Raw genomic sequence first — 8,277 nt, forward strand, 5'->3', positions numbered from 1 at the left:
TGGACACGGAAAGTTGAACATTCTATAATATAACAAAGGAGTGTTCAATCATGGCAAAAAAGCAAAAATCCTATACACCAGAATTCAAGCAGCAGATTGTAGACCTGCGTATTAAGGCTGGAAAAGGTATAACAGAATTATCTAACGAATATGGCGTTCCAAAGGGCACAATCTCTACCTGGGTAAAGCTTCTTTCCCCAATACAGGTTTCAGAGACAGAAACTATTTCTATGAAAGAGTATAAGGCTCTTCAAAAGAAAATGAAGGAACTAAAGATAGAAAATGAAATATTAAAAATAAGCTTATAGCCAACAAGTTGGCTTTTGCCATATTTGCCAAAAATCAATAGCTGAGTACGTGTCCTTTATTCAAGCTAATCTTGATAATTATACTGTTAAACAAATGTGCAAGGTACTTAAGTTTCCTCGCAGTACTTATTATGCCGTAATTAATCATGTTATATCGCAAAGAGAAATTGATTACAAGAAATTTAGTGATGAAGTTAAATATTACTATGACAAATCTAAGGGGCGTTACGGTGCTATTAAGATACAGCGAGATCTTGAAGACGCTGGTATCCCTTGTTCTGTTAAAAGAGTGCAAAGACATATGGCTAAGCTTGGTCTTCGCAGTGTTGTAGTACGCAAATATAAGTATCAAAATAACCAAGGTAAGGTTCCAGACGATAAGGAAAATATACTAAATCGTGATTTTACTACTACAACAATAAACCAAAAATGGTTACTGACATTACGTATATACATGTTCTTAAAGAGGGCTGGACTTATCTAGCATCAGTTATGGACTTATATAATAGGAAAATCATCGGTTATTCATATGGTAAAAATCCAACCGCCGAATTAGCTAAAAAGGCTGTAGAAAATGCATGTCTCAATGTAGAAGATACTACAGGTATTATCCTTCATTCAGATTTAGGCAGCCAATATACAAGCGCAGTATTTGAGGATATGCTTATAGAAAAAAATATGAAGCATTCCTTCAGCAGAAAGGGAAATCCTTATGATAATGCTTGTATGGAATCCTTTCATTCTGTATTAAAGAAGGAAGAAGTATACTTAAATACATATCATACATTTGAAGAGGCTAAAACAGCTATCTTTGAATATATAGAGTCTTGGTATAACCGCAGAAGGAGGCACAGTGCGCTGGATTATAAAACCCCACAGCAGGTTGAAGATGAGATTCTTGCAGCTTAGTAATCTTTCTCTACGTATTAATATCATGCAGAGAGAAAATGTTCAACTTTTTGTGTCCAAAGTATTGACATAGGTCCAGTCTGTATCAGTGCAAACATAGGCATCACCTCCTTTTCAGGCTAAGTCACAGTATGATCTAATCAATGCTTTTCGTCTTGTACAAACAAGATGACTACTGACTAATTTATCACTTTACTCAGCATAACTGGTTAATCAAGCTTTCATTTATAAACTCAGAAGATATATGTTTAGGCATAATACCTTAAAATAACCGTAAAACAAAAAACTCCTCATCATTGATATAATATCCGTGATGAAGAATTTAATCTTAACCGTTTTAAATATTATGAAAATAAAAAATAATATTTGTTTAATCTAAGAAAGGATCAACTACAAATAACTTGTAAGTTAATACTGTATGTGTCCATCAAGTAAGATGCTGTTCCAGCGAGTATACGAAGCATATCATCTGTTATGGATGTAGAATCAATTCCAGGTTGAACAATGAATATTTCAAAAGTTGTAGGGAAAATACGCATTTTGTTTTTTATTTCTTTGAGTTTCTTAAGGCTACCAACTTCAAATCGTGTTCCGCCTAACTGGGCACGTGCTGCTTCTCTTCGTATCATACGATCAATAATTGCACTAAGATCTTGACACCACTTTATAGATTTTTTCAGCTTGTCCACACACCTCGTATAAATCAGCTACACGTGCACCTGGACTATCTCCATGAGCATATTTACAGTGATAGAATTGTACAGTAATTTTATCGTTTTTATCGATAACACCAACAACATCTGCTATTTCTCCTGCTGAATCGTCATCAAAAATTACTTCATATTGATTTGTGGAAGTTAAATTTTGAATTACCTGATACTGAATACTTTGCTTATCCCGATTTATGCCTTGAGATTCCTTACGGATATTTGTCTCTTTCCAATCCCATACTATAATGCGCTCCATATTAAATGCAGGGGGAGCGGAGCTTATTTTTACAAGATAGTTTCCCTCTAACATTGATTGATCGACAAATTTAATACAGGGAGGAAATTCATTGAAAAACTCTGTCATTTTATATGTAAGCGTCAAATAGAGCACACATAGTTATTACCATTAGATTATGAAATAATATGCACCATGGGAGGTGTATATAAATATAGATTTAAATAATCCTCCACTTTGCAAAGATGGAGGATTATTATTATAGTTTATTATTCTTTACCTTTATATCACTGGGAAGTGATTCAGACCATGGAAGTAGTGCATCGAGTTCTCTATGATCTTCCGAATCAATGTTTGGTAGGGCTTCAAATACATAGTTTAAATAATGGAAGGGACTGAGATTATTTGCCTTTGCTGTTTCAACAATACTATAAACAATGGCACTTGCTGTGGCACCTTTGGGGGATTTGGAGAACAGGAAATTCTTCCTCCCAATAACAAAGGGCTTGATGGCTCTTTCAGCACGATTGTTGCTGATTTCTAAGTTACCATCTAAAAGAAAAGCTTCCAGCTTAGGCCACTGATTTAAACAGTATTTAATAGCTTTTCCAAGGCTACTTTTGGGCAGAACCTGTTTGCTTTTACTATTTAGCCATGACAAGAAAGCCTCTAAAACAGGTTTGCTTTTCTGGAGGCGAATTTCATAGCGCTTTTCAGGAGTTAAATTCTTTAAATCCTGTTCAATCTTAAAGAGTTTATTACAAAAATCTACCCCTTCCCCTGCGGTGGTTCTGGTGACTGTAGAGTCCTTTGGCAATGCCTTGAGGGCATCCGTAAATGGATTTATGTCAATATAGTAGACACAAAAACTCAAATTTTTATGCAGTTTTTCTTAAAGCATCTTCAAGCTGTTGAGGAGTCATATAACCGATACTGCTATGAAGCCTTTTTCTGTTGTACCAGGATTCTATATATTCAAATATAGCTAGCCTTGCAGCATCAAAGTCATAGTATGTAGCTAAGTTTACTTCTTCCTTTTTTAGTGTAGCATGAAAGGATTCTATACAAGCATTGTCATAGGGACATCCCTTGCCGCTAAAGGAATGAACTATATTATGTTCATTAAGATAATCATCAAATTTAGAGCTTGTATATTGGGAGCCCAAATCACTGTGGAGTATAACAGTATTCTTTGGTTTTTGAGTTATGTAGGCATTTTCTACAGCCTTTATAGCTAGTTCTGTATCCATAGTCTTTGAAAAAGCATAGCCAATAATTTTCTTTGTATGAAGATCCAAAACTGAAGCAAGATAGCACCATCCGTCTTTAAGTGTATAAATATAAGTTATATCAGTAACCCATTTTTCATTTATTGTAGTTGTTGAAAAATCTCTTTTCAAAACGTTTTCTTTAGCCTCTATTTTGCTTTTGGAAGAGTGAGGTCTGAATTTTTTGATAATTATGGATTTTATATTTAGTTTTTTCATAATCCTTTGGACTCTCTTAAGGCTTATGGCATGTCCTCTTTCTTCACGAAGCACTTTATGTATTTTGGGAGCACCATAACGACCTTTACTATCTTTATAGATCTTCAGTATTTCTTCCTCGTACATCTTGTTTTCTACGCTTCTTTTGCTTTCGGTTTTGTTTAGATACTTATAAAAAGAGCTTCTTGAAACCTTTAACACTTCACACATTAGCGTGATATCATGCTCTTCTTTATGATCATTTATAAACTCAAAAATAGAGGTTACTTCTTTGCGAATATGGCCATGGCTTTTTTTAATATTTCATTTTCCTCCTCAAGCCTTGCCATCTTCTTTAACATTGCCTGATACTCTTCTGATGTTATAGTTGTATCTTTATCCACAGTTATTGGTTTAGCTTTCTTAATCCATCCATTGATTGTTGATTTTGATATGCCATATTCGCTGCTAAGCTCTGCCAAACTCTTACCAGAGTTATAGAGCTCTACAATTGTCTTTCTAAATTCTTCTGTATAATACTTTTGCCCTTTTGCCATTGTAGACACTTCCTTCCCTTTTTATATTTTAAGGTGTTCGGCTTTTTGTGTCTACACTAATATACTAACACCAAGCGTTTGTATGTAATCACTTCAAGGTCAGGTTCTTTCCCGTTTGGTCTGGATTCTTTCTCCGCTTCATTAAAGATGGATAATTGATCAGAATCCATTTTTCACTGGAAGTGCCAAAGCGTTTTTCTTGGCTAAGGCGAAACTGCTCCTCATACCACTTAAGTTTTGCAGCTAACTCTTCCTTTTCTTGCTGCAAGAGGGCGCATTTATTTTGAAGTGATTCAATAGATTCATCCATTGTATTTAGTTCTTTATCGGGGTTTTTCTCTATTGTTTTCATGCTTCTATTATACCATTTTTAGGGTGAAAATGATAAAAAAAAGCACCATAAAAGCCACATTTCTCAATGTTTTTGTGGCCTTTATAGCACTAGATTTTTGTAACTATTTCATATGATAATCCGTTCCTTGGTAGGTTTGTGAGCGCCCCTTTGTTTAATGGATAAACCATCTAGGAGCCACCTGAATTCTCTTTCATCAATGGCAATATTACCGCTGGATCCATCGGGCCACCTAAATGTATTTTTTTTCAAGTCTCTTATAGTGTAGCCAAAACCCGTTGTGATCCCACTCCAGGATTTTGATCTTGTCCTTTTTGCGATTGCAAAAGACAAAGAGATTTCTAGAAAAGGGATCTAGTTTAAAGCTTTCCTGAACAATAAGGGCCAATCCATCAATGGACTTTCTAAGAATCCGTTGGACCAAGAGCTAAATAAACTTGATTTATGCGGTATTGGTTTAACACTTTTGAGAGAGAATCCTAACTACTTCCTTAAAAGTATTGGGATCAAAACCTTCGGCTACTTCGATTGTGGAATTTCCTATGGTAACCCTTAAAGAAGAGACTGTCTTTTCATAGACCTTTGGCTTTTCAGGGAGGACAGCTTTCCAGTGAACCTCTTTAGATTCTTGTTTCTTTTCCTTATTAAACTTATTAATCCTATATCTGAGGGTATGGGAAAGACCTCTTTCCTCGCACCATTTAACTGCTGTTAAACCACTAGATCTATAATCTTCAATCCGATCAGCCCATAGCTTTCTTTCATCATCATTCATTTTGAGATACCTCCTTTAGGAAGATTATCTCACAGAAGTTTTAGGCTGTTAATGTGGGCTAGAATTGACGCTTACATAATAAGCCCTCACCCATCAACACAATTAAAGATTGCTGATTGTTCCTCGGTGCCTGTTATATTCACAATAAAGCTTGAGAATTTATGTGTCTTAAACATTTATAAATGCTATCTATTTTTTTGTATTGCTATATTAGAAAATAGTATCTATAATCGTCCTAAGGTTGCTTTAAATAAATTACCATTGTCACATTAACCACTAAACTATGTGTAAATCTTTTTTTATTCTAAGAACATTTATTAGCTATATGGGTAATAAACTAATAGTATTACTATTTAATTACATATTGACAAGCTATTTAACATATAATATAATGATCTTACCGATCAGGCCCATGTTCCTTACGAGGACTGGGCTATTTTTATGGAGTGATATATATGAAACCCTTTAAAACTCACAGACAGCAACTAAGAATTCTTCGGGATGAAAGAGGGCTAACTATTAACGATGGTTCGCGAGCAATGAGGATTTTAGAACGGGAAAATTATTACGCACTTATTAATGGCTATAAAGACCTGTTCTTAATTAAAGATGATACCAATAGACCTGTATCCCCTGAAAAGTATATGGATGGTGCATCCTTTGATGAAATTTATGCATTATATTGTTTCGATCGTGATTTAAGGAATATTCTCCTTAAAGAATTATTAAAATTTGAGAGCAACATAAAGTCTAAGCTATCTTATCAATTCTCTCAAGAGTATAGGGAACCAAATGCTTATTTAAATATGTTAAACTACTCTAGAGATCCCGCTAAGCTAAAGCAAATTCTTAAATTGATTGCTGTTATTTCAAATGAAATTTCTAGATAGTCTAATAAAAATAACCCTATTACTCATTACCTAGATAAGCATGATGGTGTACCCCTTTGGGTATTAGTTAAATATCTGACTTTAGGAAATATACAAAATTTTTATGAGTGTATTGATGATGCGACACAAAATAAAATAGCTAAGGATTTTGCTATAGCCTATAAAAGAAGCTATTATATCGATATTCATTTTACTTCCAATATGCTTATAAATATACTTAAAACTGCGACTCTATTGTATGTGCTCACGAGGAACGATTGTACAATTTTAAATTACATAGACCTGCTAGAAGTGCAGATATTTCTAATGCTATTAATATCTCCACCAACTTATTAAGTCCAGGTAATCTTTTCACAATGGTAGCTTTTTTGAAACTAGTTATTGCCAAGGAAGACTATACATATTTAATAAGGAATTTAAAGAAACTATTTGATAGATATGAAAATAAATTTCTATCTGTTACAATAAATAGCATATTAGCATCCATGGGTTTTCCTGAAAACTGGGATCAATTATTAATATAAGGAGAGCCATTGTTAATGAAGGCTCTCTTTTCTAATTTTAACTTATTTGTAAAATGTATAAATCAGCATATCAACTGAACTGTTTATTTACTATATACTCAATTTCATCTATCTGCATTGTAATGAATTCCATAAATCTATTATTAATCGGAGTATCTAGAGCCTCATCTTCTATGGTACTGTACTTTCTTATAATATCCAGTCTTTTAGCTCGTGTTTCCTTATCTAAGTTTAGTAAAATATTTAATGCCTCTAGTATTTTATTAGAATAGTGTTGGACTGACTTGTTATCTCTAAAAATACTGATAATAAGTTTAATTTCATCAGTTATTTTAATACAAAGTTCATAATCCCAGCATTCAAAAATACAATTTAAATAACTATAAAGCCTAACAAATGCATATTTTCTAATAAGAGCCAAGCTAGATCTTTCAGAGAAAGTTTTAAAGTACTCCCATTGTTGTAACTTAGATAGATCTCTTAGGTCACATTGAAAATATTTTGGTTCAGGTATTAATTGTCCACCTCTATAATTTGATAATTTTTTAAATATTTTTTCTTCATTGGCGAGAGGAACTATAAATGAATTTTCAGATAAAATAGTCTTTAGTTTCTCTTCAGTTTCTTTTTTGCTAACCTCCGCCTTATTAAATTTACTAATATATTGATTATATTTTCGTTTGGATATAATTCCCAATCTAACTGCATTATCAGCTTGAATCATATGGTTAATTACAACCCTTGTTTTTTATTATTTTCTAAGTTATCTATTAATTTATTGATACTCTTTATATAATAATCTTTTATCGCACTTTCTATATTTTCAACAAGTGTTTGACTGTACTCCAATAGCTCAAAGGCCTGATCTTTAAAGTTAATATCAGGAAGCATTCCGCATATACTAATAGCCAAAGAACATTCATAGTAATTATATGGATCTTTAAACGTCTCATTAAATATATCGTTTTCAATAGCTTCTTTCATACAGTAGTAAGCACCATCTATATTCCAACTATCTAATAATATATTAATTAAATCAATGTAAGCGTAATAAACATAATCTTTTGCATACCTTATCCTCTTTTGATTATCTCTACTTTCTATTTTAAATGCTATTAATTTGTGAAATTGTGAGTAGGCTTCATTAATTATTTGCATATCCTGAGTATTTCCCCCTATATCAGGATGATGCAACTTTACGGCCGTTAAATACGATTTTTTCAACGTATCAAAATTCAAAGGATCTTTGATTTTCATCAAATCAAAACCCTTTTTATTTATTCGTTTAGCTTGATTTATTAATTCTTCATTTACATTTAATTTAACATCATTTATTTCTTTAAAAATATATTTGTCTAATGATTTTAGGTTGCCTTCATCTTTTAATAATTCTATAAAGGATGTTAAGCATGGAATCATTTCAAAGTAAAAGTTTCTTTTATCATTCATTATCTTTAAAGATTTTAAGTAGCTCGTTTTCTCTTCAAGATCAAAGTAATTTGAGATTATTGGATTATCTAAAAATCCATATTGATTTTCAGCTAGAATTTC

The 8,277-nt window shown here is 32.7% G+C and carries 14 protein-coding genes and 1 pseudogene; 5 read left to right on the forward strand and 10 right to left on the reverse strand.

Annotation, left to right across the window (positions count from 1 at the left end; genetic code table 11):
* The first annotated feature begins 50 nt into the window (after nt 1-50).
* The 3 genes from ACFWTK_RS13145 (at nt 51) to ACFWTK_RS13155 (ending at nt 1,217) form a co-directional block, all read left to right on the forward strand.
* A complete protein-coding gene (locus ACFWTK_RS13145; RefSeq protein ID WP_415876406.1) occupies nt 51-308 on the forward strand; it encodes a transposase in 258 nt (85 codons plus the stop codon).
* Between the two features lie 94 nt (nt 309-402).
* Nucleotides 403-792: an IS3 family transposase gene (locus ACFWTK_RS13150; protein ID WP_415876416.1), complete on the forward strand. Its 390-nt coding sequence runs from the start codon at nt 403-405 to the stop codon at nt 790-792.
* Nucleotides 738-1,217, forward strand: coding sequence for an IS3 family transposase (locus ACFWTK_RS13155; RefSeq protein WP_415876407.1), 480 nt, complete (start codon nt 738-740; stop codon nt 1,215-1,217). The genes ACFWTK_RS13150 and ACFWTK_RS13155 overlap by 55 nt, the downstream gene beginning before the upstream one ends.
* 386 nt (nt 1,218-1,603) lie before the next feature.
* On the opposite strand, the gene ACFWTK_RS13160 is transcribed toward ACFWTK_RS13155, so the two are convergent.
* The 8 genes from ACFWTK_RS13160 to tnpA all read right to left on the reverse strand — a co-directional run bounded on the left by ACFWTK_RS13160 (nt 1,604) and on the right by tnpA (nt 5,312).
* Entirely contained in the window at nt 1,604-1,756 is a 153-nt protein-coding gene (locus ACFWTK_RS13160; protein WP_415876408.1) for a hypothetical protein, read from the reverse strand.
* Between the two features lie 106 nt (nt 1,757-1,862).
* The gene (locus ACFWTK_RS13165; RefSeq protein WP_415876409.1) at nt 1,863-2,183 is read right to left on the reverse strand and encodes a hypothetical protein; all 321 of its coding nucleotides are present in this window, start codon (nt 2,181-2,183) and stop codon (nt 1,863-1,865) included.
* Between the two features lie 238 nt (nt 2,184-2,421).
* A complete protein-coding gene (locus tag ACFWTK_RS13170) occupies nt 2,422-3,036 on the reverse strand; it encodes an IS66 family transposase (protein WP_415876410.1) in 615 nt (204 codons plus the stop codon).
* 4 nt (nt 3,037-3,040) lie between these two features.
* Nucleotides 3,041-4,185 (reverse strand): IS3 family transposase gene (locus tag ACFWTK_RS13175; protein ID WP_242862612.1). Its coding sequence is split into 2 segments (ribosomal slippage): nt 3,041-3,939 and nt 3,939-4,185, totalling 1,146 coding nucleotides; the frame shifts between segments, so codons are not numbered across the junction.
* Nucleotides 4,186-4,273: 88 nt separating this feature from the next.
* A complete protein-coding gene (locus ACFWTK_RS13180; protein ID WP_415876411.1) occupies nt 4,274-4,537 on the reverse strand; it encodes a hypothetical protein in 264 nt (87 codons plus the stop codon).
* A gap of 108 nt (nt 4,538-4,645) precedes the next feature.
* Complete coding sequence (locus tag ACFWTK_RS13185; protein WP_415876412.1) at nt 4,646-4,789, reverse strand: hypothetical protein; 144 nt, start codon at nt 4,787-4,789, stop codon at nt 4,646-4,648.
* A complete protein-coding gene (tnpB, locus tag ACFWTK_RS13190; RefSeq protein ID WP_415876413.1) occupies nt 4,770-4,961 on the reverse strand; it encodes an IS66 family insertion sequence element accessory protein TnpB in 192 nt (63 codons plus the stop codon). Before tnpB ends, ACFWTK_RS13185 begins: the two co-directional genes overlap by 20 nt.
* Before the next feature lie 33 nt (nt 4,962-4,994).
* Complete coding sequence (gene tnpA / locus ACFWTK_RS13195) at nt 4,995-5,312, reverse strand: IS66 family insertion sequence element accessory protein TnpA (RefSeq protein ID WP_415876414.1); 318 nt, start codon at nt 5,310-5,312, stop codon at nt 4,995-4,997.
* Nucleotides 5,313-5,851: 539 nt separating this feature from the next.
* Here tnpA and ACFWTK_RS13200 point away from each other — a divergent pair.
* A pseudogene (locus tag ACFWTK_RS13200) lies at nt 5,852-6,538 on the forward strand (Abi family protein).
* Entirely contained in the window at nt 6,460-6,726 is a 267-nt protein-coding gene (locus tag ACFWTK_RS13205; protein WP_415876417.1) for a hypothetical protein, read from the forward strand. The pseudogene ACFWTK_RS13200 and the gene ACFWTK_RS13205 overlap by 79 nt, the downstream one beginning before the upstream one ends.
* 70 nt (nt 6,727-6,796) lie before the next feature.
* Here the strand turns inward: ACFWTK_RS13205 and ACFWTK_RS13210 are convergent, their stop codons facing one another.
* Nucleotides 6,797-7,450: a hypothetical protein gene (locus tag ACFWTK_RS13210; protein WP_415876415.1), complete on the reverse strand. Its 654-nt coding sequence runs from the start codon at nt 7,448-7,450 to the stop codon at nt 6,797-6,799.
* Nucleotides 7,451-7,458: 8 nt separating this feature from the next.
* Nucleotides 7,459-8,277 (reverse strand): hypothetical protein (locus ACFWTK_RS13215; RefSeq protein ID WP_438825482.1); only part of this gene is annotated, 819 nt, incomplete at its 5' end.

This window comes from Clostridium sp. (genome assembly GCF_047777555.1).
Lineage (GTDB): Bacteria > Bacillota > Clostridia > Clostridiales > Clostridiaceae > Clostridium_H.

Coding starts and splice junctions, on each gene's coding strand:
- ACFWTK_RS13145 (WP_415876406.1), top strand. CDS start 51: ATGGCAAAAAAGCAAAAATCCTATACACCAGAATTCAAGCAGCAGATT.
- ACFWTK_RS13150 (WP_415876416.1), top strand. CDS start 403: ATGTGCAAGGTACTTAAGTTTCCTCGCAGTACTTATTATGCCGTAATT.
- ACFWTK_RS13155 (WP_415876407.1), top strand. CDS start 738: ATGGTTACTGACATTACGTATATACATGTTCTTAAAGAGGGCTGGACT.
- ACFWTK_RS13160 (WP_415876408.1), bottom strand. CDS start 1,756: ATGCGTATTTTCCCTACAACTTTTGAAATATTCATTGTTCAACCTGGA.
- ACFWTK_RS13165 (WP_415876409.1), bottom strand. CDS start 2,183: ATGGAGCGCATTATAGTATGGGATTGGAAAGAGACAAATATCCGTAAG.
- ACFWTK_RS13180 (WP_415876411.1), bottom strand. CDS start 4,537: ATGAAAACAATAGAGAAAAACCCCGATAAAGAACTAAATACAATGGAT.
- tnpA (WP_415876414.1), bottom strand. CDS start 5,312: ATGAATGATGATGAAAGAAAGCTATGGGCTGATCGGATTGAAGATTAT.
- ACFWTK_RS13210 (WP_415876415.1), bottom strand. CDS start 7,450: ATGATTCAAGCTGATAATGCAGTTAGATTGGGAATTATATCCAAACGA.